Consider the following 22,595-nt stretch of genomic DNA (forward strand, 5'->3'; position numbering starts at 1 on the left):
AGATCCGCGCTGGTCTTTAGGTTTAGGCTTCCGTTAACTAACTTCCGCCACCTTTACATAACGGCAATCCTCTAAAGGTGATCCACCGCTCCCTGAGCGGCGTGTATCTGGGGCAGGAATTTATGCGTACCATCCGCGCGCGCTTGCAAGGCGTGATTATCGTTTTGATTGTCGGCGCTCTGTTAAGCTGTGGCTTGGCGTTTCTGATTGCCGAAGCTGGTCGCAAAGGCCTTCAAACTGTTTACGCCGATCGGGTCATACCGTTAGAGCAGCTTAAGGGCATCAGCGACGATTATGCGGTTTCGATCGTCGATAATGCGCACAAGGTTCGCGCGGGCACAGTGAGCTTTGAAGACGGCGTACGTCGCATGGACGAGGCCTTAAAGCATTCTGATGGGCTCTTTGATGCCTACATGCTGACCTATATGGATGACAACGAGAAGGCCCTTGCTCAGGCGGCCAAAGAGCAAAAGGATAAGGCAAAAGCCTCTATTGCTCAGCTGCGTGACATCATGGTTCGCAAAGATCAGATAGCTTTAGAAACCTATGTGTCTTCAGAGTTATATCCCTCGATTGACCCCGTAACCGCTGCCTTTGATGTTCTCGTTAAGCTGCAGGTGTCTGAAGCCAAGAAGTCATTTGATAAGGCATCCATTTCCCAGACCCGATTTTTGTGGGGTGTAGGCCTTGCCTTACTCATCAATGCGGTTTTAGGCATCATAGGTATCTGGATTGTGCGCCACCGGGTCATTCTGCCCATTAACAGGTTGACCGACGTCATGTCGCGACTGGCGAACGGTGAGTACCAGACCGAGGTCCCGGGTCGGGAGGCGCGTAATGAGATCGGCGAGATGGCGCGTGCGGTTGAGGTGTTCAAGGCGAACGGGCTTGAACGCCAGCGGCTTGAAGCGGCGGAGAAAGAAGAGCTGGCTCAGAGAGAAGCGCGCGCGCGGGTCATAGAGGGGCTCGTCCAGCGTTTTGACGCGCAAACCCGCGAAAGCATCCAGTTTGTCTCTGTGGCGGCGACAGAACTTGAAGCCTCGGCAGAAAGCCTCACCTCAGGGGCCGAGGAGACGACAAGACAGAGCACGACGGTTTCTTCCGCGTCGGAGGAGGCGTCGATGAATGTCCAAACCGTTGCCGCGGCGACTGAAGAAATGTCGGCAACGGTGCAAGAGATCGCGCGCCAGGTACAAGGTTCTGTCCACATTGCCCGCACGGCAATGGCCGAAGCCCGGCGCTCGTCAGAGGTCGTTCATAAACTTTCCGATGGCGCCGAGCGCATCGGAGGCTTTGTGAACTTGATTACGCAGGTCGCGTCGCAGACCAACCTACTCGCCCTGAACGCCACCATTGAGGCCGCCCGGGCAGGCGAGGCGGGTAAGGGCTTCGCTGTAGTGGCCAGTGAAGTCAAAACCCTGGCTCAACAGACTTCAAAAGCCTCGGCCGATATTGAGGCTCAGGTGCTTGAAATTCGCACCGTTGTCGCTGAAGCGGTCGAGGCCATCGATCAGATTCAGGCCACGATTGATCAGATGTCGGAGGTCTCAACGGCTATTTCTGCGGCCGTCGACGAGCAATATGTCACGACGCAGGAGATTGCGAGAAACGTCCAGGAAGCCTCTCAAAGCACAGTGGCGGTTGCCCAGAACATGTCAGGCATTTCCCGGGCCACGGAAGAGACGACGGTGGCGGCCACGCAAGTTTTGAGCGCTTCGGGTGAATTGTCACGCCAAGCCGACACATTGCGCAAGGATGTTCACGAGTTCATTTCCGGCGTCCGCGCCGCTTAAAGCGTCGGACAATCCTTAAGGATTGGGAAAAGCTTTGCGCGCAGCATGGCGGCTAGAGGTGCCCAATGATCACCATTTTCCATCGCATCGGCGAGCGTATCGCTGAAGCCCAGCAAAAGGCGGATCAGAATGTTCCTGACGAGCCGGTCTGGATAGACCTTCTCAATCCTACTGAGGAGGAACTGCGTCATCTGCCGCAAAACCTCAATATCGCCCTGCCTACGCGTGAAGAAACCTGGCGTAACCATGCGCTCAACCGTATGTATACGCGCGACGGGACGACCTACATGACGGCGTCGGTTTTAAGTGATGATCGTGAAGCGCGTGCGTGCGGAACGGTGACCTTTATACTCACTCCGGATTTTCTGATTACGTTGCGCGATATCGATCCGCCGCCCTTTTTGACCCTGCAGGAGCATCTGCTTCTGACACCCAAAGCCTTCCCTAACAGCATAGACGTCCTGACAGGACTTTTAGAGGCCATTGTCCTGCGTACCCTGTCGCATTCGGACGAGGTGATTACGGGGCTGGAGGCCTTGTCGCGACGCATTTTTTCAGATCGGGGGTTCGAAGGTGAGACGGGAACGCCCTCAGATATCATGCACGGCGTGCTGAAGTCGCTGGGGGTGCTGGCAGACCTCAATTCGCGCATCCATGAAAGCATATCGAGTCTTCAACGCGTGGTGGGCTTTGTGCGTAATGGCACACAGGCCGCACAGGAGCGTCACAGCCGCGCCCTTGCGACACTGCTGAAGGACACGCAGTCGATCGCCGAACAGACAGCCTTTTTATCGAATAAGATCAGCTTTCAGCTCGACGCGGCTTTGGGGATGATCAATGTCGAGCAAAACCAGATCGGTAAGATATTCTCGACCACCGCGGTTTTCTTCCTGCCGCCAGCACTGGTCGCAGGTATCTATGGCATGAATTTCGACCATATGCCGGAACTGCACTGGGCGTTTGGTTATCCTTTGGCGGTGGGCCTGATGGTCATTGCCGTGCTGGTGCCCTATTGGGTCTTTAAGCGGCGGGGCTGGCTTTGATGCGGTTTGTGTCCGCCAAGTAGGCGGCGATCATCGACGGATGCATAGGTTTCGCGAACAAATAACCTTGCGCCATATCACACCCCATCTGGCGAAGACGCCCAAGCTGTTCGGGGGTTTCAACGCCTTCGATAATCGACTTTAACCCCATATCCGCGCACAGACCGGTCATGGAGCGCACCACCTTGCTTGCGCTTTCATTTTCAATATCGGTGACGAAGCTCCGATCAACCTTTATGCGGTCGAGCGGCAGGCGATGGACGTAGCTGAGAGACGAATAGCCGGTGCCGAAATCATCGAGCGACAGGTGACACCCCAGCGCCTTTAGGGTCTGCATCGATTGGCGCGCCTTGATGAAATCATGGGCCATAACGGTTTCTGTGATTTCAAAGTCGATGCGCTTGGGATCTATGCCTGAGGCATTGACGATCGCTACAAGTCTCACCACGCCCTCCGCCGCGCATATATCATGCGCCGAGAGATTGAAAGAGAGCCCGATATCTTCCGGCCAATGGCGCATTTCGCGCAACGCTTTTTCCAGAAGGATGCGGGTTACACCGCCAATAAGGCCCGCACGCTCAGCGACGGGGATAAAGACATCAGGCGGTACAAGACCAAGCTGAGGGCTATACCAGCGGGCAAGCGCTTCAAACGACAAGACGCGACCCGTTTCCAGGTCCACTATAGGCTGAAATAGCTGAATGAGTTCCTGCTCCAGATCCGCCGACAGAAGGTGGCGCTCAATCTGGGTTTGGGTACGAATCTCCGCGGCATGTTTCTCACTGAATAGGACGGTTTGACCGCGCAAATTCCGCTTGGCGTAATAGAGGGCGTAATCTGCGTTCTCAAACAGAGTTTCGGCAGAGGCAATTGTTTCGCTCCAGCGCGCCACCCCCACAGAACAGGCCATGTGCGCGTGGGTGCTTCCGACCGCAAAGGGAAGACGTATCGCATCGGTGAGCTGACCGCCCACATCGCTCAGGGTCTCTGAGGCAATCGCGTTATGAACGATCAGCCCGAATTCGTCACCGCCCAGTCGATAGATGTCGGCCGTGACGCCCGTCAAACCTCGGCAAGCTTTTTCCAGACGGCGTGCCGTCTCAGCGAGGACCTTATCTCCGGTCGCATGCCCGTAGGTGTCATTGATGGGTTTGAATCCATCGAGGTCTAGGACACCGACGGCCAGTCCCAAGCGGCCGTCCTTCGCCTCAGTAAACGCCTTTTCGAGATCATGGAAAAAGCGACGACGATTAGGTAGCTCGGTCAGGGCGTCAAGATTGGCTATTCGGAAGTTCTCATCGGACAGCGCTTGCGTCTCTGCCTGTTTTTCCATCAGATCCCGGCGCGAGCGCACAAGGTCAGCAAAATCCCGATAGTGGGTCATCAAGATCGTGAAGATGGCCCCGCTTACAAGCACGATATTGACGGCAATTGCCTTTTCAGTCTTGTCTCCGGCAATCCCAAAGAAGATGATAAAAGGTACGTTGACGATAAGCGTGACCAAAAGCGCCGCGGCCCGCAGGTGCATCAGACAGAAGATGCAACCGACAACCGTGATCCCCATATAGAAGATGACATGACCTTGCGCGTGGTCGTTGCCATAGGGGTGTAGACTAAGCCCCCAGGTCATGAAGCCGACGGCGAGTAGGGCGGCCATCCGGGTGGTACGGCGCAGCTGGGCGATCGCCTCGGCAGGCGTGACGTCCTGATGGCGATTGCGCCACCAATGAATGCCACGCACGCCTGCGATCAGGCACAAAAACCCCGGGAGCCACACGGATAACCACAAAGGGGCCTGGTGAGAGAAGGTATAACTCACCGCCAGAGAGCTCACGATGAGCAAGAAATAGAGGAGTGGCACCTGGCGTGACAGGGCGCGAAACTGCGCAACGGCCAGTTCCGGGTCGTCTGCGGGAACGCTGAATAGGGCACGCAAGGTTTTACTAAACGATTTCACGGCTCGGCCCGTTTGTTGATATTCATCCCGACCTTAACCCATTTTGTCTAAAAAGGATTTAATCGACGCGGGGGTCAAAAAAGCTCAACTTAGCAAATGCGACGACCTCTCTCGATCGCCTGCCGGTAATATAGGATTGTCGCGCGTGCGCACGGCTCACGCGCCAGGGATCGGCGGCGTTGCCAGACGCGAAAAGGCCACCCATATGTCTTGCCAGACCGATCCGAAAGCCAGTAAAGGCTTTGACCATGACCGCTGAAACTCCCCCTCGTATCCTGCTCATCGTCGGCGGCGGCATCGCGGCCTATAAGGCGTTGGAGCTGATCCGTCTCATTAAAAAGGCGGGCTTGAGCGTGCGTGTTGTGCTGACGAAAGCCGCGCAGCAGTTTGTCACGCCTTTAAGTGCGGCCGCCCTTTCGGGAGACAAGGTCTATACGGATCTGTTCGATCTGACCGATGAGACCGAAATGGGTCACATTACGCTGTCTCGTCAGGCCGAGCTGGTGGTGGTGGCCCCTGCAACCGCCAACCTGATGGCCTCTGTGGCCAACGGACTTGCCGATGATCTGGCGACCACGCTCCTTCTGGCTACGGATAAGCGCGTCCTGATGGCTCCAGCCATGAATGTGCGCATGTGGCATCACCCGGCCACGCAACGCAATCTGGCGACGTTGCGCGCGGACAGGGTGCTGTTCACCGGGCCTGACGAAGGCGATATGGCCTGTGGCGAATACGGTCTGGGTCGCATGAGCGAACCCGACGCTATTTTCGCGGCGATTCAGTCCGCCCTTAAACCAAAGGCGCAACCCTTAAAGGGTCGCCACGTACTGATTACCGCTGGGCCGACCTTTGAGCCTCTCGACCCCGTGCGTGGTATCACCAACCGCTCCTCCGGGAAGCAGGGCTATGCCATCGCCGCCGCCGCGGCTGAGGCCGGAGCGCGCGTGACGCTCATCTCTGGCCCCGTCAGCCTGGCAACCCCGGCGGGCGTCACTCGTATCGATGTGGAAACCGCCACCGAAATGCATGATGCGGTGCATGCCGCCCTACCTGCGGATGTGTTCATCGGCGTGGCGGCGGTGGGCGACTGGCGCGCCAGAGACATAGCCCGGGACAAGCAAAAGAAGGGTGTGGACGGCGAACTGACGATCACCCTCGTCAAAAATCCCGATATCCTCGCGAGTGTCGGACACCACCCGAAACAGCGCCCGCAGCTCGTCATCGGCTTCGCGGCGGAAACGCGCAATGTCGAGGTCTATGGCCAGACCAAACTGCGGACAAAGGGAGCGGACGCCATTCTGGCCAATGACGTGTCGAAGGACGTTTTCGACCGTGATACCACCAATATGATCCTGATCGACGCCTCGGGCCCTACGGCGGGCAAGCACCTGACCAAAGCCGAAGTGGCCGCTGATCTTATCCAATATCTGACCACAAGGCTGAAATGACCTATACCCCCACCGCTCACATCATTCAGTTGCCGCATGCGGCCGGCCTTGCCCTGCCCGCTTATGAGACGGAAGGCTCCGCTGGCCTTGACCTGCGCGCGGCCATAGCTGATGGCGAAGTCGTGACGCTCAAGCCCTTAGGACGCGCACTTATACCGACAGGTCTGAAGGTTGCGGTGCCGCTTGGTTTTGAAGTGCAGGTGCGTCCGCGCTCAGGCCTCGCATTGAAACACGGCATTACCTGTCTCAACTCGCCAGGGACGGTGGATTCGGATTATCGCGGGGAAATTGGCGTCATACTCATCAATCTTGGGACTGAGGACTTCGAGATCCATCGCGGTGATCGGATTGCCCAGATGGTGGTAGCTCGTCACGCCCGTATCGAATGGGAAGTGGTTGAAAGCCTTGATGATACCGAGCGCGGTGCGGGCGGCTTTGGCTCGACCGGACGGGTTTGAGAAAGCGATTCACGCGAATGTGCAGTATTGCCGGGTTTACCTGACCGGCGAAACATCCCAAACTCGCCTCACGCGCGAATCTGGGTGGTGAGCCATGTCGGATATCCTAGACCTATACGGACTGCTGAGTGATCTGATTGAAGCGGCGGTAAACGGGCTTAACCTGTGGCCCGCCGTGCTTGCGGGCCTTTTGGCCGCCTTTCTTCTTTGGTTACCCGTTGCCGCGCGTCTGTTAATCGCCCTGTGCCTGACCCTTGCTTTAAGCAGTCTTTGGCCTCTTTTGTCTGGTCTGCCGCCCATTGCACCCGACTTCAGTGAGCCGGAATACAGCATTCAGTTTGTTCTGATGGGTGTTGTGGCCATTCTTCCAGTGTGGGTTTCTGAGGCTTTCGGCGTCAGACGCTGGGTTCAGCGAAAGCCTAAGACGTCTTGCATGTCGTAAAGGCCAGCTGATTGCTGTGCGGCCCATAGCGCGGCTTCTATGGCGCCGCGCGCAAACAGGGTGCGGTCACGCGCGGAGTGAGACAAGGTTATCACTTCATCTTCAGCCGCAAACAGTACGCTGTGCTCGCCGATAATGCCACCGCCGCGAATGACCGAGAACCCGATCGTGCCAGGCTCGCGCTGGCCCGTCAGGCCGTCACGAGCGGCAACGCGCACCTCATTCAGATCAACCCCGCGTCCTTCGGCGGCCGCGTCGCCCAGCATCAGTGCTGTGCCTGAAGGGGCATCCACTTTACGCTTATGATGCGCTTCCAAAACTTCGATGTCCCAGGCATCTGCGGCGAGCTTGCTTGCGGCCTGTTTCACCAGTCCCATCAGCATATTGACGCCCAGCGAAAAGTTTCCCGAACGCAGCACGATATTGCGCTCACCATAGGCGTCGAGCGCGATGAGCTGTTGGGGCATGAACCCGGTTGAACCGATGATATGCGCCAGTGCCCTGCCCCGCTTTTCCCCCTCAAGCGCGCAGGCTTCGGCCAGAGCCAGTGTCGAGGACGGGGTCGTGAAATCGATCACCACATCGGCCTGCGACAGATCGATCGTATCACCCTTGTCAAATGTAGTCGCAATCGTCAGGTCGCGCTCAGTCAGCACGCGGATAACCGCCTGACCCATGCGGCCCCTGGCGCCGGCAACGGCAAAACGAATCTGGGTCATTAGAACTCCGGGTTATCAACCTGTTCGCTCCTCTAGGCAGGAGGCGCGCATAAGTCAAATCCGGCTAAGGGCGAACCCGCGCCGGATTTGTCAGTTCCTCATTTCAAAATGGCGGTGCGTCTAAGCGCGCGGCATTTTCTGCGCCACTACGCCGTGCCGGTAATGTCGTCCCAGAAGCGTTTAGCCTTATGCATGAACCCTTGCGACTGCGCGTAAGACTGTGCCTCGGCGATTTCGGCAAATTCCTTCATAAGCTCTTTCTGGCGGGCGCTCAGATGCTTGGGTGTCTCTACAAACAGTTCGACCAGCAGGTCGCCGCGCTGTTTCGAATTGAGGACCGGCATGCCTTTGCCCTTGATCTTGACCTTGTGACCGGTTTGGGCGCCTTCGGGGATGGCGACTTCGAGTTTACAGGTGCCGTCGCACCCTTCGCCCCCCATCAGGCAAGGCACTTCAACCTCCCCCCCTAGAACGGCGGTGGGCATGGGCACAGGGATCTGACAGTGCAGATCGGCACCGTCACGTTCAAAAATCTCGTGCTCGGCGACTGACAGGAAGATGTAGAGGTCACCGCGTGGACCACCATTAGCGCCGGCCTGACCTTCGCCAGACAGCCGGATGCGCGCACCGTCATCAACGCCGGCCGGGATGCGGACGTTAAGCTTGCGATTGGCGCGCACCTGACCGTGGCCGTGACAGTTGGTGCAGGGTTCTTTGATTACCTGGCCCTGACCGTTGCAGGTCGGGCAGGTGCGCTCTACGGCAAAGAAACCGTTGGAAGTGCGCACGCGACCTGCACCGCCGCAGGTATGGCAGGTTGCTGGCTTTGTGCCGGCCTTGGCCCCTGAACCCTTACAAACCTCGCAGGTCAGGGTCGTCGGTATGTTTAGTTCAACATCCGCCCCCTTATAGGCCTGTTCGAGGGTAATTTCGTAATCATAACGCACATCCGGGCCGCGTTGCGGGCCCGAGCGGCGACCGCCGCCCCCGCCGCCGAAGATGTCGCCGAACATTTCAGAGAAGATGTCTTCGACATTGCCAAAGCCCTGGCCGCCGAAACCGCCCTGACCGCCAAAGCCGCCACCTTGTCCATTAACACCGGCGTGTCCGAAGCGGTCATAGGCGGCGCGCTTGTTCGCGTCTGACAGAATCGAATATGCCTCGTTGACCTCCTTAAAACGCGCCTCGGCCTGATCATCACCCTGATTACGGTCAGGGTGATGCTCCATCGCCTTCTTGCGAAAAGCCGATTTCAGGGTCGCGTCATCCGCATCGCGGGCCACCCCCAGGATTTCGTAGTAATCACGCGCCATTGTACTTAGCAGTCCTTTAAGCGCATCCCGGAAACGGCCTTACGGGTTTCGGAATCAAATGCGCGATAAACCATTCCCAAGCCCCCGCCTGGGTTGCCTGCAACATTCACACCGGCATCATATCCGATGTAATAAAAAACTCAAAAAAAGGGGAGCCCAACCGAAATCAGACTCCCCCCTTTGTCTTGTCAAAGCGTCGGCTTAAGCGCTCTTCTTGCCGTCGCCATCGACTTCTTCGAACTCGGCATCGACAACGCCGTCATCGGCCTGAGCCTCTTCACCGGCTTCGCCTGCACCCTGGGCGGCATACATGGCTTCACCGAGCTTCATCGAAGCCGTCAGAAGCGCCTGATGCTTGGCCTTGATGTCCTCGACGTCTTCACCGTCCTTGGCCGCCTTCAGATCGGCGAGAGCCGTTTCGATGGCCGTCTTGTCTTCGGCGGAGACCTTCGAACCGAAGTCCTTGAGGGCCTTTTCCGTCGAGTGTACCAGAGCGTCCGCCTGGTTGCGGGCTTCGATCAGCGCCTTGCGCTTTTCGTCATCGGCCTTGTTGGCCTCAGCCTGCTTGATCATGTCCTCGATGTCAGAGTCGCTCAAGCCACCATTGGCCTGAATGCGGATCGAGTGCTCCTTGTTGGTCGCCTTGTCCTTCGCATTGACGTTCACGATGCCGTTGGCGTCGATGTCGAAGGTGACTTCGATCTGCGGGACCCCACGCGGTGCGGGGGGGATACCAACGAGGTCGAACTGACCCAGCAACTTGTTGTCGGATGCCATCGGACGCTCGCCCTGGAAGACGCGGATCGTCACGGCCGACTGATTATCATCGGCAGTCGAGAAGACCTGAGACTTCTTCGTCGGGATCGTGGTGTTGCGTTCGATCAGCGGGGTGAACACGCCACCGAGCGTCTCAATGCCGAGCGTCAGCGGGGTGACGTCGAGCAGCAGCACGTCCTTGACGTCGCCTTGCAGAACGCCGGCCTGAATAGCGGCACCGAGCGCCACGACTTCGTCGGGGTTCACACCCTTGTGCGGTTCGCGGCCGAAGAAGGCCTTCACGGCTTCCTGCACCTTCGGCATACGGGTCATGCCGCCGACGAGGACGACTTCGTCAATGTCGGACGCCTTAAGGCCCGCATCCTTCAGTGCCTGCTGGCACGGAGCGATGGTCTTCTGGATAAGATCTTCAACGAGGCTTTCCAGCTTTGCGCGGGTCAGCTTAAGGTTCAGGTGCAGCGGGCCCGACGCGTTCATCGAGATGAAGGGCAGGTTCAGGTCGTACTGCGCAACCGTCGAAAGCTCCTTCTTAGCCTTTTCAGCCTCTTCCTTGAGGCGTTGCAGGGCCAGTTTGTCGGAACGCAGATCAACGCCGTTTTCCTTCTTGAACTCGTCGGCGAGGTAATCGACGACGCGCATGTCGAAGTCTTCACCACCCAAGAAGGTGTCGCCATTGGTCGACTTCACTTCGAAGACGCCGTCGCCGATTTCGAGAACCGAGACGTCGAACGTACCGCCACCAAGGTCATAGACGGCGATCTTCTTGCCGTCGTTCTTGTCGAGGCCATAGGCCAGAGCGGCGGCAGTCGGCTCGTTGATAATGCGCAGGACTTCAAGGCCGGCAATCTTACCGGCGTCCTTGGTCGCCTGACGCTGTGCGTCATTAAAGTAGGCCGGAACCGTGATGACGGCCTGAGTGACGGTTTCACCCAGATAGGCTTCGGCGTCTTCCTTCAGCTTTTGAAGGATGAAAGCCGAAATTTGTTGCGGCGAATAGTCCTTGCCGTGGGCCTTAACCCAGGCGTCGCCGTTGGGGCCCTTGGAGATTTCGTAGGGCACCATGCCCTTGTCCTTCTGGACCATCGGATCGTTGTAGGTGCGGCCGATCAGACGCTTGATGGCGAAGAAGGTATTGGAGGGGTTGGTAACCGCCTGACGCTTTGCGGGCTGCCCGATCAGGCGCTCCGAGTCGTCCACGATGGCGACCACCGACGGCGTGGTGCGAACGCCTTCGGCGTTTTCGATGACCTTCGGGTTCTTGCCGTCCATAACGGCGACGCACGAATTGGTCGTACCAAGGTCGATACCGATGATTTTAGCCATGAGTCCAGATTTACTCCGTTTAAGGCAATGGGCTTTTGAGGCCTTTTGAAGATAAGCACCCCGCTTGTCCATCCCCGGTGAGATGAATTTTACCAATTTTGCGAGCCGCCGGTTTTCCGGAACCCCCAAATCTGCAACCGATATAAGGGGCGCGTTTCGGCCTGCAAGAGGGGGGCTTGCAATGCTGGCATTATTTTTAGGGTTTTAGGCGTTACCCGCCTCTGGTGAGACCTTTTGCCGAGGACGAAGATTGTGTAGTTAGTTAACCGCGAACGCAAAAGAAGACGTCCGGGAGACCTGCCATGTCACATACCGCCTTGCCTCTGACGCGCCCTGAAGGCAGTGAGCCGCGGGACTTCCATGTCAGTCGCCGCGGCATTGCCGGGCTATTTTTCGCAGGCTACGCTCTGGGGGCTGGCGCGGCGGCGGCCCAATCGCCGATCTCTACGCCTTCCGCCGGGCTGATTGCCAAAGACCTGACCGTGCCGAGTGACAGCGACTACGCCATACCGGCCTATATTGCCTTACCCGAAGATGCCAAGCGACGCCCGGTCGTGCTCGTCGTCCCAGAAATCTTTGGCCTCCACGATTATTTGCGCGATGTCTGCCGACGCCTTGCCCATCAGGGCTATGTCGCATTGACCTTTGATCCCTTTGCCCGCAATGGTAACGCGGCCGCGCTGAAAGACACCGCCGAAGTCCGCAAGCTGGTCGAAACCGCGACCAATGAGCAGGTGATGGGCGATCTTAAAACCTTGATTAGGTGGCTGAAGTCCAACCCGGATATTGGCCAGGCAAGACGTCTCTTTGGCAAGGCGAAGTTCGCCGATACCTCGCGTATTGGCATTACGGGTTTCTGCTGGGGCGGGGCTGTCGTGTGGATGGCTGCGTCGTCCATCCCGGAAATCAAAGCGGGCGTGGCATGGTACGGGCGCCTTGAGCGGCCGGCCGCGACCGATTTCCTGGGCAAGGAAGAGCGCGAATGGCCGATCGATCGGGCGTCAGGTTTGCGCCGTCCGGTGCTCGGTCTCTATGCCGGGCAGGACGGCGGCATCTCTCTTGACAGCGTAGAACGCATGAATGCGGCCCTTAAGGCGTCCGGCAAGACGGCAAGCCATATTGAGGTTTATAAGGACGCCAAGCATGGCTTTCATGCTGACTACCGCGCCCTTTATAACGAAAAGGCCGCCAAGGAAGGCTGGTCGCAGCTCCTCAAATGGTTTTCCACCTATCTCTGACAAAGGCAGTCGCCAGGGTCAGGGTTTCGGGCGTCCGTTTTCGGCCCATTTTGGCTCGAAGTCGCCCGTTACGAGCCAGCGAACAGGCTCAACAAGCGACTGGATGGCTGCGGTCATATAGGGAATATCGATATTGCCAAGCGTATCCTGCGCCGAGTGATAGGTGGGTATTGTGGCCCAGCCTGAGACCGTATGGGCGACAATGCCCTGCAGAGCGAGGGAATAATTATCCGAACGCTCATAGAAGTGCTGCTCCGGATATGGGTCTTTGGCTAAGAGCGCGCCTTTGGCTTTCAGGGCATCGGCCAGGTTTGAACGCTCCCAGCCCGTGATCATCATGGTGCCCTTCGGTAGTTTTGGGTCTTGAGCGCCAATCATTTCAACCTCCAGATTGGCCACAATATGATCGAGCGGGATCGGCGGGTGAGCGGCAAAATGCGCCGAACCTAAGAGGCCAGCCTCTTCAGCGCCGTAGCAGACAAACAAGACCCCGCGCCGCGGCGCGGGACCTTGCGACAGCGCGCGTGCCAGTTCGAGTACCGCGGCTACACCGGAAGCGTCATCATTCGCACCAGGCATTATCGTGCCGTTCTTCACGCCGAGGTGGTCGAGGTGTGCGGTGATCAGGACCACGCCCGCCTTCGGATCCGTGCCGGGCAGAAAGCCTATGGCATTATAGGTAAAAGCTTTTTGCGTATCAGAGCGCTTCACACTTAACCGGGCACTGTCGCCCGATTTGAGAGATCTATAGGCAGACGCGTTGAGAAGAACGACGTCCGGACGTGGGCGCGACGGCGGGGTTTCACTGAGATGGGTGGGGGTTACGGGGCCGCCCCCAATGCCATCCCATAACTTGCTGGCTTCGGCGCCATCCGGGGCCAGCACAAGCTTTACGCCTTTAGAACGGGCCTCGCGCAGCCATTGTGTCAGGGGCGTCTTCCCATCAGAGGGGAGCACAATCACCGCACCCTTGGTCAGGGCCTCGGGCGTAGCCGGGAAGGTCAGTGGCCCCTCTACACTCTGACCGCTGGCAAACAGAAGGCGAAAATCACGCCCTTCCGCGAGGCTTTGAGGGCCAAGCTGGAGGCTGGCCTGCCCGTCCAGTTGGGGCGACACCACCTCCGCTGCCTGCACAAACCCCGATAGTGTGGGTGCGAACTGAAGGCCGAAGCTCTCATATTGGGCGGCAACATAGGCAGCCGCAATGGCTTCGTCGCGACTAGCGCTTTTTCGGCCCTGGAGAGCATCTGAAGCAAGAAAGGAAAGGTGGGCGCGAACCTGCTCGGGTCGTACTGTCTGGGCGTGCACGCCGAGTGCGGTAACAGAGAGGCAGAAAGCGGCGGCCAGAGCCGTCAGAGGTTTGGACATTGTAGACCCACAAAAAAAGACGGTGCGCAGAATGCACCGTCTCTTTGGTCTCGTAAAGCGCCGAGCCGTCAGGCTTGGGTGTTGATGGTCCCGCCGGAGGCGTTATCACCCCCGTTATAGGCGCCGTTTGCGGCGCTGGCGGCCTTGGCAGCGGTAACGACCATGGCCGGGCGGATGGTGCGGCCAAACAGTTCATAGCCAGCCTGCATGACCATCAGGACGCTCCCACCTTCGACCTCGGTGGAGGGCTGTTCCATCACAGCCTGATGGAAGTTGGGGTCGAACTTGTCGCCCTTGAGCGGTGCGATCTTCTTGACGCCGTTCTTTTCAAACGCCCCCGCCAGCTCTTTTTCCGTCATCTCGATGCCTGAGACGAAGTTCTTGAACGCCGGGTCTTCGATCTGGGCCGGAACGGCCTGAAGGGCGCGTTGCAGCACGTCGGCTACGCCTAAGAGGTCGCGCGAAAAACGCTGGATTGCGTAGGCGCGTGCATCATTCATTTCACGCTCAGCACGGCGTTTCACGTTTTCGGCCTCGGCAGCATAGCGCAGGGCCTGTTCCTTGAGTGCGGCGTTTTCGGCCTGAAGCTGTTCCAGCGCCGCGTTCAGCGTGTCGATAGCGTCATTGGCAAACGGGGCGTCTTGTTCAGTATGTTCTTCGCTCATTACTCTATAGACTCTGTGGGTTAGGACCGTTCCTGCTCCAGCAGGCGGCCGAGGATTTTTGCGGTGTAATCCACAAGTGGGATGATGCGCGCATAATTCAACCGGGCGGGCCCGATGACGCCGATGGCGCCGACAACCTTCTGGGCTTGGCCACCCAGCATGTAGGGCGCTGCAATAACAGCGGAGCCCGACAAAGAAAACAGTTTCGATTCCGATCCGATGAAAATTCTTACGCCTTGCGCCGAGCGGACGTTGTCGAGGAGGTTGATCAGCTCTTCCTTCTCTTCCAGATCTTCAAACAGGGCGCGTACACGCTCCAGATCTTCAAGGGCAGAGGCTTCCAGAAGATTGGCTTGCCCGCGGACGATCAGCGCCCTCTTGTCGCTCTCGCCACCGGCCCAGGCCGCCAGACCGCGTGAAATCAGACCGGTTGCCGCCTCATTGAGTTGCTGACGCTCGGCCTCAAGTTCGGCCCGCAGGTCGCGCCCGGCCTCAGTTAAGCTGCGACCGCGAAGCCTTGTGCTGAGATAGTTTGAGGCCTCTATCAGGTCGGAAGGCGTCACCCCAAGATCAAGCGCCATCAGGCGATTTTCGACACGTCCGTCTTCAAAAACCAGAACCGCCAGAGCCTGATCCGGTGCCAGTTTGACAAACTCAACATGGCGTACCCCGGACTCAAATGATGGCGTCATTACAACACCCGCGCCGCCTGCCAGGCCCGATAAAAGGTTAGACGCCTCGCGAAGCGCACTGTCGAAAGTCAGGCCTTTTGCCGTCAGTCGCCCCTCAATCTCGCGCTTGGCATCCTGCGCCACATCGCCCACTTCGAGAAGGCCGTCTACGAACAGGCGAAGCCCCTGATGCGTCGGCATCCGCCCGGCGGAAACATGAGGTGCGCTCAGAAGGCCAAGCTCAGCCAGATCAGACAAGGTGTTACGGATCGAGGCCGGTGACAGCGCTATTCCACCTTTTGACAGGGTGCGCGATCCCACTGGCTCACCGGTTTCAAGATAGGATTCGACGACATGACGAAAGACGTCGCGCGCCCTGGCATCAAGTTCGGTCAATGAGGCCGTGCCACTCATCAAAGTCGAGAGCGATGTTTTCATACGATAAGGATATAGAAGGCTTTGCCAGCTTGTGAAGAGGCTTCACACGTCCGGCAAGGTTTGCCGCCAAATTGCCACGATTACAAGGCTTCACTTGCTTATAAGGCACGGAGAAGTTGAGATGCGCAGGGCAGTGTTGACTGTGGCCGGAGTAATGATTTTGGCGATGACCGGGGCAGCGCAGTCCGAAGAGGCGGTGACCTTGACGAAACAGCCCGTATTCAAAGCCCGCAAGGATGCCCCAGCGACAGAAATCCCCAGCACCTACAAGCCTTCACAGAAGGTCAGAACCAGCGATTTCGAGCCGTTACGCGGCCCGTGGCGTGTAACCAAATCGCTCAAAGATAAGGGCAAAGAGCCCGTCGACGAGAACGGAAACACCTATGCCTGCGTTGATAAGGACTGCAAGGTGTCTCGCAAGGTTGATGAAAAGCGAGACTAAGCTTTGGGTAATGCCATCTGGTTAAATGTTTCCTTGCCAACTTGGTTTTTGTCGCTGCTGGCAAACCCTTTTGTTTTCTTCCCTTGGTCGATCATGGCCCCCTTGGGCGTTCTTGCTGGCTTTTCGGGAGTGCTTTTGGCGGTACGAAAACATGAAAAGCGTGCACTCTGGGCACTGCCGCCACTCATAGCCAGTCACCTTCTGGTGACGATCGCCGGACTGTTCCGCGGGCAGGTCAAGGAGGGAGTGGACGATGCTCTTCTGATCTTTTTGGCTGTTCAAATTCTTTATGCGATCGGGTTTATTGTCAAAGCGAACGGGGCTCGTCTGATTTCCGGCGCACTGTGCCTGTTTAATGTGGGATATGGGCTGATGGCGATGTTTATTGCCTCTATGGCTTTTCCGGATATCTGGATTTGAGCAAAAAAACTTTGAAATCGCTGTCGGGGCTGATAGGCAATGCGGCTTACTCTGGAGGTCCCCGCCATGTCGCAATTCGATGCCCTGAACGCCCTGAAGACCTTTCGTCCGTCCAACCGTCAGGCGGATCAGCTGCGCAAGGTGACACTGGAGACGGGTGTGACGCGCTACGCGGAAGGCTCATGTCTGATTACGGCTGGACACACCAAAGTGTTGGCCACGGCGTCGGTGGAACAGGGCGTGCCGCCTTTTCTGAAGGGTAAGGGGCAAGGTTGGGTGACAGCGGAATACGGCATGTTACCGCGTTCAACCCACACCCGCTCGCGCCGTGAAGCGGCCGCTGGCAAGCAGTCGGGCCGCACACAGGAAATTCAGCGTCTGATCGGCCGGTCCCTGCGCGCTGTCGTCGATCTCAAGGCACTGGGTGAGCGTCAGATTACCCTCGATTGCGATGTGATTCAGGCCGACGGCGGGACGCGCTGCGCCTCCATCACCGCGGCATGGGTGGCCCTGTCTCTCGCCTGCGACAAGCTCCTGGAACAGAAGCTAATTTCCACCAACCCGATTATTGATCAGGTCGCGGCGGTGTCGTGCGGCGTCTATGAAAATGTCCCGGTTCTGGACCTTGATTACGACGAAGATTCGACCGCGGAAACGGACTCGAATTTTGTGCTGACCGGATCAGGGCACATCGTTGAAATTCAGGCCACAGGTGAAAAGCGCGGCTTTTCACGCGACGAATTTAACACCCTGTTCGATTTGGCAACGCAAGGCGCAGCGGAACTATTTGCTCTGCAACGCGCAGCGGCAGGCAAGTAAGACTTATTCCTCGTCTTTGATGACCAGGAGCTCGCCGGGCGTGCAATTGAGCGCCCGGCATAGCGATTCTAAGGTGCGCAATCGCACCGCTACGGCCTTCTGATCTCGCAGCAATTCAAGATGCCGCACGGCAATCCCTGTCCGATCGGATAATTCGACAAGTGACAGCCGCCGCCTTGCCAGTTGCTCACTCAGGCAGATCGTCACGCTCATATAGTCAGATTGGCTTCGGCCCGTAGCCGCGCCCCTTCCTTAAACACTTCGGCCAGAACGAAAACGACCAGCACTGAAAACCACGCCGTCACCGCCCGCATGCCGTAGACTGGCTCCACCGGCATCCTCAATATGGCTTCAGCAAGGGCGCGCGAGGCGTAGGAATAAAGTTCAACGCCCGCCAGTCCGAAGCCGATCCAGCGCAGGCGTAGTGTATTGTCCGGGTGAAAGACGTCGCCCTCCGCGAGTGTCCGAAACACCTGCCGCGTCCAGCGCATGATCAGCAGATAACCGGACAAAGACAGGCCGAAGGCCAGCATCAATATCGCCTGTTGGGTTCCATTGATCTGCGCCACCATTTTCATGCGTGCCATAACTTCTGCCGCCAGTGTAGGCACCGACAACAGACACAGGGCCGCGATCCCCACCGCCACGATCATGGCAAAAAGGCCGTAATAGACGACATCGAGAGCCGTCTTGAGCAGGCTGGAAATCGAGCGGGGGCCCAGAAAACGCATGAAAGACCCTATACGGCGTAACTGTTATGATCTGTGCCACAAAAAAACGTCATCGCCAAATTACGGCTTTTTCATTGGGCGGCGCTTAGGCTAAACAGGGCGCAAACGGAGATCCTCATGTCGATTTCGCTTGTTGCCGGTCAGAAACTGATTGCCGCCACCCACAATCCGGGAAAGGCGCGCGAAATCGACAGTCTGCTCAATGGCCAGTTTGAGATTGTCACGGCGGGCAGCCTCGGCCTGCCGGAGCCCGAAGAGACCGAAAACAGCTTTGTCGGAAACGCGATCCTCAAGGCGCGCCATGCGGCCATGGCAGCAGGCCTGCCGGCTCTGGCTGACGATTCGGGCTTAAGTATCGCTGCGCTGAACGGCGATCCGGGCATTTACAGTGCGCGCTGGGCCGGGCCGCAAAAAGATTTTCCCCGCGCCATGGAAATCATCCGGCACAAGATGATCCAGGCCGAGGTTCACAATCCCGAAACCTATTCCACGCGCGCTTGGTTTACCTCGGCTCTGGCCGTCGCCTGGCCCGAAGGCCATGCGGTCGTTTTCGAAGGCGTGGTACATGGCGATGTCGTCGCACCGCGTGGTGACAAGGGGTTTGGCTATGACCCTATTTTTCAGCCCGATGGGTATGAGGTCACCTATGCGGAGATGGACGAAGTGCTAAAGGACAGCCTCAGCCATCGCCATCTGGCCTTTGAACAGTTGAAGGCATGGCTGTTCTGAACCCTGCCCCGGTAGCTCTTTATATCCACTGGCCCTACTGTTCGCGCATCTGTCCCTACTGCGATTTTAATGTGACGCGCGATCGCGGTCAGACGGACACGCAGCAATCCCTTTATGAGGCCATTGTTGCCGATCTGAGGACGCAGGCCCAATGGCTGGGTCCGCGGCGTCTGGCCTCAGTGTTTTTTGGCGGCGGAACGCCGTCGCTAATGAAGCCCGACTGGGTAGCGGCTCTGATCGCTGAGGCCAAATCCCTGTTTCCGGTTGAAACAGATATTGAAATTACGCTGGAGGCTAATCCGACCGATGCCGAGGTCGCGCGCTACCGCGCCTTTCGGGCGGCCGGTATCAACCGCCTGTCCATTGGTATCCAGTCGCTAGATGATGCCGCACTGCGCTTTCTCGGGCGCAACCATTCAGCCCGCGAAGCGCTTGCGGGACTTGAGACGGCACTGTCAGCCTTTGAGCGAGTGTCTTTGGATCTTATCTATGCCCTGCCCGATCAGGGCCTTTCAAACTGGGAAGAGGAGCTTCGCCGGGCCGCACGCCTGGGCGTCGAACATATTTCGCCCTACCAGCTCACCATTGAATCCGACACCGCTTTCGGGCGTGCCGCGCGGCGGGGGCAGTTGCGCATTCCCGACCCCGACAGGGGAGAGGCCTTTTACGAGCGAACCCAGACGGTCTTGAGTGAACTGGGCTTTGAGGCCTATGAGGTCTCCAACCACGCGCGTGGCTTGGCGGCGCGTTCGCAGCACAATATCAACGTCTGGGAGGGGATAGACTATATCGGGGTAGGCCCCGGTGCCCATGGTCGCCTGACCTTTGATAATTCACGCCACGCGACCGTGGCTGAGCCTGAACTCAAAACCTATATCGCTCGCGTGCGCCAGGGCGGGCACAGCGTGAGCCCTGAACCCTTGCCACCGGCAGAGGCCAGCGAGGAGGCGCTGATGCTGGGTTTGCGTCTGATCGACGGCGTGAGGCTTGAGCGCATAAGCGGACTGCCCCTGTCCAAACGGGATCTCCTGATTGCTGACGGTTTTCTTGACCTGACACCGGACCGCTTACGCGCCACCCCAAAAGGACGTGTGGTGCTCGACCGTCTGCTTCTCGAACTTCTGTCATAATTTTTGCCGTTTTGGCGCTTAGATAAGGGGTGAAAAGGGGGCCTTTCATGCACAAATGGCGCAGAATTCTGATCATAATGACCGTTCTGGTTGGTGTTGTTGGCGGACTTGTCTGTTGGGATGTCTATCGGGCGCAGGCCGTGGCTATTGACACACTGACCTATGCCAGCGCCGGCAAGACGGCTCGAGTGCAGGCTCTGATTGACGGCACGTCCATCACAAATCGTCTCTATAATGACATCGCTCCCTATGAGGTCATACCGGTAGCGACACCTTCGCCTTCGAAAGAAAAGGAAGGCTTCCTGCAACGCATGTGGGATAAAGGGGCCTCTCTGTTCGGGGGCCGCTCCAAATCCACGCCCGAGCCCGAAGCGCAGAAGACCATCGACTTGCATCTGTGCGCCCAGACAGCAGGCGAGGCTCAGGGTTTTGTCACCCTGCTTAAACATCTCAAACCCCAACCGGCCCGGCTCAACTGGAAGCCGGATCCGCGTATTCGTTACGGCAGCTTCGCTGCGCGCCAGTACCGCATCAGCGGTGACGACTATCTGATCGTGTCGCGCAACGGTCTCGACTGGAAGGTGACGGGTGTTGAACTCAGCCAGTCGCGTCGCAAGGAGCTCGCCCGCACCTGCGCCGGCATTATTTAAGCTTCCCAAACGGCGGCCCATGCGCCAGATAGGGGCATGAGCGATTTCTTTGCCCCGCCGCCCCGCCCTGTCGAAGGGGGGCTCTATATCATTGCGACGCCGATCGGCAATTTGCGCGACATCACATTGCGTGCACTGGACGTTTTGCGCGCGGCCGACGTGGTGTTATGCGAGGACACGCGGGTGACCGGCAAGCTATTGTCGGCCTATGACCTCAAAAAGAAGCTCATACGCTACGACGATCATTCAGGCCCCCAGGTTATCCCTGAAATTCTGACCCGCCTGCACGCCGGAGAGGTTGTGGCGCAAGTGTCGGATGCGGGCACACCACTCGTCTCAGACCCTGGCTTTCGACTCGTCAATATGGCGCTCGCGGCGGGGGCTCGCGTCCACCCCATTCCGGGCCCGTCGGCCGTGATGGCCGCCCTTTGCCTCGCGGGATTGCCAACCGATCGCTTTATGTTTGCGGGGTTCCTTCCGAACAAGTCATCTGCCAGAAAGACCTTTCTGTCTGATTTCAAAACACTTCAATCTACAGTGATTTTCTTTGAAACGGGTCCCCGTCTTCACGAGTCCCTGTCAGATATGTGCGCGGTTCTCGGGGACCGGCCGGCGGCGGTTTGCCGTGAGCTGACCAAGCTTTATGAGACCTGTGTGCGAGGTACGCTTAGCGAACTCATTGCGTGTCGCGAACTTCACGAGCCGAAGGGCGAAATTGTCGTGTTGGTCGGTCCAGGGCAGCCGGAAGTTGCCTCCGAAGACGATCTGGATGCCGCCATCATTGATGCCTTGAAAACCTTGCCGCCTTCCGAGGCGGCGGCCTTGCTGGCGCAAAAATACGATTTGCCCCGTAAGGTTATATATAAGCGGGCCCTCGATCTAAAACGATAGCGAGAACCTGTTTATTCTGAGGGCACCGAGGCTGGGATGAGGGGAATATCGGTGCATCCCCTTGTGCTCGGCGTCAGGCGCTATACATAGAGGCCAGGAAACGAGAGATCGACTGATGAGCCTGCGCGTCGCTGTCCAGATGGACCCCATCGAAAATATCAATATCGCCGGGGACACGACCTTCCTCCTGATGATGGCGGCTCAGGCCCGCGGCTTTGAGCTTTGGGTTTATGAACCTCAGCACCTTTCGCTTGAAGATGGAGAAATTTTTGCCCGAGCCCGCAAGGTCACGTTAAAGCCGGTGAAGGGTGACCATGTCACAGCGGGGGCACCCCAAAAACTTAACCTGGCAAGCGATGTCGATGTGGTGCTGATGCGTCAGGATCCGCCATTTGATGTGGCCTACATCACGGCGACCTACCTTTTGGAGATGATCCACCCTAAGACCTTGGTCGTCAATGATCCGCGCAGCGTACGCGATTGCCCTGAAAAGCTGTTCGCCCAGCATTTCAAAGGGCTACAGCCACCGACCCTAATCAGCGCTGACCCTGAGGCGTTGCGCGATTTTCATCATCGCCACGGCGATGTGATACTCAAACCTCTGCATGGAGCGGCGGGCGGCGGCATCATAAAGCTGAAGGCGGAAGACCGAAACCTTGACGCTCTGATCGAACTGCATGCCGCGATTGGTCGGGAGCCTCTGGTTTTGCAAAAGTTTATCCCCGCCGTTTCGGCTGGCGATAAGCGCATTATTCTCGTCGATGGCGATGTAGTCGGTGCAATAAACCGGGTCCCGCAAAAAGATGCTGTGCGCTCCAATCTGCGCGTGGGTGGAACGGCTGCACCAACCGGCCTGACGGAGCGGGATCTTGAAATTTGCGCGGCGGTAGGACCAAGCCTGCGCGAGCGCGGCCTTATGTTCGTAGGGTTAGACGTCATTGGCGACTACTTGACGGAGATCAATGTGACGTCCCCGACGGGGGCTGTGCAACTTAAGGCGTTCGACGGCATTGATGCGGGCGACGCCTTGTGGAACGCGGTAGAACTTAAGCTGTCCACAGCCAAGGCATAGAATATAAAAGAAAATATCCTGCGTTTTTTCGAAACGGAAAGCCAGATATTGCAGTTAT

At 57.9% G+C, this 22,595-nt stretch carries 23 protein-coding genes; 14 read left to right on the plus strand and 9 right to left on the minus strand.

Annotation, left to right across the window (positions count from 1 at the left end; all coding sequences use genetic code 11):
• Positions 1 to 122: 122 nt before the first annotated feature.
• Positions 123 to 1,793, plus strand: coding sequence for a methyl-accepting chemotaxis protein (locus tag AACH73_RS00755; RefSeq protein WP_272739828.1), 1,671 nt, complete (start codon positions 123 to 125; stop codon positions 1,791 to 1,793).
• Positions 1,794 to 1,858: 65 nt separating this feature from the next.
• A complete protein-coding gene (locus AACH73_RS00760; protein ID WP_272739829.1) occupies positions 1,859 to 2,836 on the plus strand; it encodes a magnesium transporter CorA family protein in 978 nt (325 codons plus the stop codon).
• Here the strand turns inward: AACH73_RS00760 and AACH73_RS00765 are convergent.
• Positions 2,814 to 4,793 (minus strand): EAL domain-containing protein, encoded by a 1,980-nt coding sequence (locus tag AACH73_RS00765; RefSeq protein ID WP_272739830.1) that lies wholly within the window; start codon positions 4,791 to 4,793, stop codon positions 2,814 to 2,816. The genes AACH73_RS00760 and AACH73_RS00765 overlap by 23 nt on opposite strands.
• A 248-nt stretch (positions 4,794 to 5,041) precedes the next feature.
• Between AACH73_RS00765 and coaBC the strand changes: the two genes are divergently transcribed.
• The 3 genes from coaBC (at position 5,042) to AACH73_RS00780 (ending at position 7,141) form a co-directional block, all read left to right on the plus strand.
• Positions 5,042 to 6,241 carry a bifunctional phosphopantothenoylcysteine decarboxylase/phosphopantothenate--cysteine ligase CoaBC gene (gene coaBC, locus AACH73_RS00770; protein ID WP_272739831.1) on the plus strand — a complete coding sequence of 400 codons (1,200 nt, stop codon included), beginning with the start codon at positions 5,042 to 5,044 and terminating at the stop codon, positions 6,239 to 6,241.
• Positions 6,238 to 6,699 carry a dUTP diphosphatase gene (gene dut / locus AACH73_RS00775; RefSeq protein WP_272739832.1) on the plus strand — a complete coding sequence of 154 codons (462 nt, stop codon included), beginning with the start codon at positions 6,238 to 6,240 and terminating at the stop codon, positions 6,697 to 6,699. The genes coaBC and dut overlap by 4 nt, the downstream gene beginning before the upstream one ends.
• A gap of 94 nt (positions 6,700 to 6,793) precedes the next feature.
• Positions 6,794 to 7,141: a hypothetical protein gene (locus tag AACH73_RS00780; RefSeq protein ID WP_272739833.1), complete on the plus strand. Its 348-nt coding sequence runs from the start codon at positions 6,794 to 6,796 to the stop codon at positions 7,139 to 7,141.
• Here AACH73_RS00780 and dapB read toward each other — a convergent pair.
• The 3 genes from dapB to dnaK form a co-directional block, all read right to left on the minus strand.
• A complete protein-coding gene (gene dapB, locus AACH73_RS00785; RefSeq protein WP_338735110.1) occupies positions 7,108 to 7,860 on the minus strand; it encodes a 4-hydroxy-tetrahydrodipicolinate reductase in 753 nt (250 codons plus the stop codon). The genes AACH73_RS00780 and dapB overlap by 34 nt on opposite strands.
• 146 nt (positions 7,861 to 8,006) lie before the next feature.
• A complete protein-coding gene (gene dnaJ / locus AACH73_RS00790; protein ID WP_272739835.1) occupies positions 8,007 to 9,173 on the minus strand; it encodes a molecular chaperone DnaJ in 1,167 nt (388 codons plus the stop codon).
• Between the two features lie 201 nt (positions 9,174 to 9,374).
• On the minus strand, positions 9,375 to 11,273 hold the full coding sequence (gene dnaK / locus AACH73_RS00795) for a molecular chaperone DnaK (RefSeq protein WP_338735112.1): 1,899 nt from the start codon (positions 11,271 to 11,273) through the stop codon (positions 9,375 to 9,377).
• Positions 11,274 to 11,575: 302 nt separating this feature from the next.
• Here dnaK and AACH73_RS00800 point away from each other — a divergent pair, with 302 nt between their 5' ends.
• A complete protein-coding gene (locus tag AACH73_RS00800) occupies positions 11,576 to 12,511 on the plus strand; it encodes a dienelactone hydrolase family protein (RefSeq protein ID WP_338735113.1) in 936 nt (311 codons plus the stop codon).
• An 18-nt stretch (positions 12,512 to 12,529) separates the two neighbouring features.
• Here the strand turns inward: AACH73_RS00800 and AACH73_RS00805 are convergent, their stop codons facing one another.
• The 3 genes from AACH73_RS00805 to hrcA form a co-directional block, all read right to left on the minus strand.
• Complete coding sequence (locus tag AACH73_RS00805) at positions 12,530 to 13,879, minus strand: M28 family peptidase (protein ID WP_338735114.1); 1,350 nt, start codon at positions 13,877 to 13,879, stop codon at positions 12,530 to 12,532.
• A gap of 68 nt (positions 13,880 to 13,947) precedes the next feature.
• Positions 13,948 to 14,544, minus strand: coding sequence for a nucleotide exchange factor GrpE (grpE, locus tag AACH73_RS00810; protein ID WP_272739839.1), 597 nt, complete (start codon positions 14,542 to 14,544; stop codon positions 13,948 to 13,950).
• Between the two features lie 20 nt (positions 14,545 to 14,564).
• On the minus strand, positions 14,565 to 15,653 hold the full coding sequence (gene hrcA, locus AACH73_RS00815) for a heat-inducible transcriptional repressor HrcA (RefSeq protein WP_272739840.1): 1,089 nt from the start codon (positions 15,651 to 15,653) through the stop codon (positions 14,565 to 14,567).
• A gap of 121 nt (positions 15,654 to 15,774) precedes the next feature.
• On the opposite strand from hrcA, the gene AACH73_RS00820 reads away from it, so the two are divergent.
• The 3 genes from AACH73_RS00820 to rph all read left to right on the plus strand — a co-directional run bounded on the left by AACH73_RS00820 (position 15,775) and on the right by rph (position 17,334).
• Positions 15,775 to 16,095: a hypothetical protein gene (locus tag AACH73_RS00820; protein ID WP_338735115.1), complete on the plus strand. Its 321-nt coding sequence runs from the start codon at positions 15,775 to 15,777 to the stop codon at positions 16,093 to 16,095.
• Between the two features lie 3 nt (positions 16,096 to 16,098).
• Positions 16,099 to 16,515 (plus strand): hypothetical protein, encoded by a 417-nt coding sequence (locus AACH73_RS00825; protein ID WP_338735116.1) that lies wholly within the window; start codon positions 16,099 to 16,101, stop codon positions 16,513 to 16,515.
• A gap of 66 nt (positions 16,516 to 16,581) precedes the next feature.
• Complete coding sequence (rph, locus tag AACH73_RS00830) at positions 16,582 to 17,334, plus strand: ribonuclease PH (RefSeq protein WP_338735117.1); 753 nt, start codon at positions 16,582 to 16,584, stop codon at positions 17,332 to 17,334.
• Positions 17,335 to 17,337: 3 nt separating this feature from the next.
• Here the strand turns inward: rph and AACH73_RS00835 are convergent, their stop codons facing one another.
• Positions 17,338 to 17,547, minus strand: coding sequence for a helix-turn-helix domain-containing protein (locus AACH73_RS00835; RefSeq protein WP_338735118.1), 210 nt, complete (start codon positions 17,545 to 17,547; stop codon positions 17,338 to 17,340).
• Complete coding sequence (locus AACH73_RS00840) at positions 17,544 to 18,065, minus strand: DUF2975 domain-containing protein (RefSeq protein ID WP_272739845.1); 522 nt, start codon at positions 18,063 to 18,065, stop codon at positions 17,544 to 17,546. The genes AACH73_RS00835 and AACH73_RS00840 overlap by 4 nt, the downstream gene beginning before the upstream one ends.
• Positions 18,066 to 18,182: 117 nt before the next feature.
• Here AACH73_RS00840 and rdgB point away from each other — a divergent pair, with 117 nt between their 5' ends.
• The 5 genes from rdgB (at position 18,183) to gshB (ending at position 22,537) form a co-directional block, all read left to right on the plus strand.
• Positions 18,183 to 18,794 carry an RdgB/HAM1 family non-canonical purine NTP pyrophosphatase gene (gene rdgB / locus AACH73_RS00845; protein WP_338735119.1) on the plus strand — a complete coding sequence of 204 codons (612 nt, stop codon included), beginning with the start codon at positions 18,183 to 18,185 and terminating at the stop codon, positions 18,792 to 18,794.
• A complete protein-coding gene (gene hemW, locus AACH73_RS00850; protein WP_338735120.1) occupies positions 18,782 to 19,924 on the plus strand; it encodes a radical SAM family heme chaperone HemW in 1,143 nt (380 codons plus the stop codon). Before rdgB ends, hemW begins: the two co-directional genes overlap by 13 nt.
• A gap of 47 nt (positions 19,925 to 19,971) precedes the next feature.
• Positions 19,972 to 20,574, plus strand: a complete 603-nt coding sequence (locus AACH73_RS00855; RefSeq protein ID WP_272739848.1) for a hypothetical protein — start codon at positions 19,972 to 19,974, stop codon at positions 20,572 to 20,574.
• Positions 20,575 to 20,610: 36 nt separating this feature from the next.
• Positions 20,611 to 21,465 (plus strand): 16S rRNA (cytidine(1402)-2'-O)-methyltransferase, encoded by an 855-nt coding sequence (rsmI, locus tag AACH73_RS00860; RefSeq protein ID WP_272739849.1) that lies wholly within the window; start codon positions 20,611 to 20,613, stop codon positions 21,463 to 21,465.
• 115 nt (positions 21,466 to 21,580) lie between these two features.
• Entirely contained in the window at positions 21,581 to 22,537 is a 957-nt protein-coding gene (gene gshB / locus AACH73_RS00865) for a glutathione synthase (RefSeq protein ID WP_272739850.1), read from the plus strand.
• The last annotated feature ends 58 nt before the right edge of the window (positions 22,538 to 22,595 follow it).

Source organism: Asticcacaulis sp. DW145, assembly GCF_037101385.1.
GTDB classification, from domain to species: Bacteria; Pseudomonadota; Alphaproteobacteria; order Caulobacterales; family Caulobacteraceae; genus Asticcacaulis; species Asticcacaulis currens.

Coding starts and splice junctions, on each gene's coding strand:
- AACH73_RS00755 (WP_272739828.1), top strand. CDS start 123: ATGCGTACCATCCGCGCGCGCTTGCAAGGCGTGATTATCGTTTTGATT.
- AACH73_RS00760 (WP_272739829.1), top strand. CDS start 1,859: ATGATCACCATTTTCCATCGCATCGGCGAGCGTATCGCTGAAGCCCAG.
- coaBC (WP_272739831.1), top strand. CDS start 5,042: ATGACCGCTGAAACTCCCCCTCGTATCCTGCTCATCGTCGGCGGCGGC.
- dut (WP_272739832.1), top strand. CDS start 6,238: ATGACCTATACCCCCACCGCTCACATCATTCAGTTGCCGCATGCGGCC.
- AACH73_RS00780 (WP_272739833.1), top strand. CDS start 6,794: ATGTCGGATATCCTAGACCTATACGGACTGCTGAGTGATCTGATTGAA.
- dapB (WP_338735110.1), bottom strand. CDS start 7,860: ATGACCCAGATTCGTTTTGCCGTTGCCGGCGCCAGGGGCCGCATGGGT.
- dnaJ (WP_272739835.1), bottom strand. CDS start 9,173: ATGGCGCGTGATTACTACGAAATCCTGGGGGTGGCCCGCGATGCGGAT.
- dnaK (WP_338735112.1), bottom strand. CDS start 11,273: ATGGCTAAAATCATCGGTATCGACCTTGGTACGACCAATTCGTGCGTC.
- AACH73_RS00800 (WP_338735113.1), top strand. CDS start 11,576: ATGTCACATACCGCCTTGCCTCTGACGCGCCCTGAAGGCAGTGAGCCG.
- AACH73_RS00805 (WP_338735114.1), bottom strand. CDS start 13,879: ATGTCCAAACCTCTGACGGCTCTGGCCGCCGCTTTCTGCCTCTCTGTT.
- grpE (WP_272739839.1), bottom strand. CDS start 14,544: ATGAGCGAAGAACATACTGAACAAGACGCCCCGTTTGCCAATGACGCT.
- hrcA (WP_272739840.1), bottom strand. CDS start 15,653: ATGAAAACATCGCTCTCGACTTTGATGAGTGGCACGGCCTCATTGACC.
- AACH73_RS00820 (WP_338735115.1), top strand. CDS start 15,775: ATGCGCAGGGCAGTGTTGACTGTGGCCGGAGTAATGATTTTGGCGATG.
- rph (WP_338735117.1), top strand. CDS start 16,582: ATGTCGCAATTCGATGCCCTGAACGCCCTGAAGACCTTTCGTCCGTCC.
- AACH73_RS00835 (WP_338735118.1), bottom strand. CDS start 17,547: ATGAGCGTGACGATCTGCCTGAGTGAGCAACTGGCAAGGCGGCGGCTG.
- AACH73_RS00840 (WP_272739845.1), bottom strand. CDS start 18,065: ATGCGTTTTCTGGGCCCCCGCTCGATTTCCAGCCTGCTCAAGACGGCT.
- rdgB (WP_338735119.1), top strand. CDS start 18,183: ATGTCGATTTCGCTTGTTGCCGGTCAGAAACTGATTGCCGCCACCCAC.
- hemW (WP_338735120.1), top strand. CDS start 18,782: ATGGCTGTTCTGAACCCTGCCCCGGTAGCTCTTTATATCCACTGGCCC.
- AACH73_RS00855 (WP_272739848.1), top strand. CDS start 19,972: ATGCACAAATGGCGCAGAATTCTGATCATAATGACCGTTCTGGTTGGT.
- rsmI (WP_272739849.1), top strand. CDS start 20,611: ATGAGCGATTTCTTTGCCCCGCCGCCCCGCCCTGTCGAAGGGGGGCTC.
- gshB (WP_272739850.1), top strand. CDS start 21,581: ATGAGCCTGCGCGTCGCTGTCCAGATGGACCCCATCGAAAATATCAAT.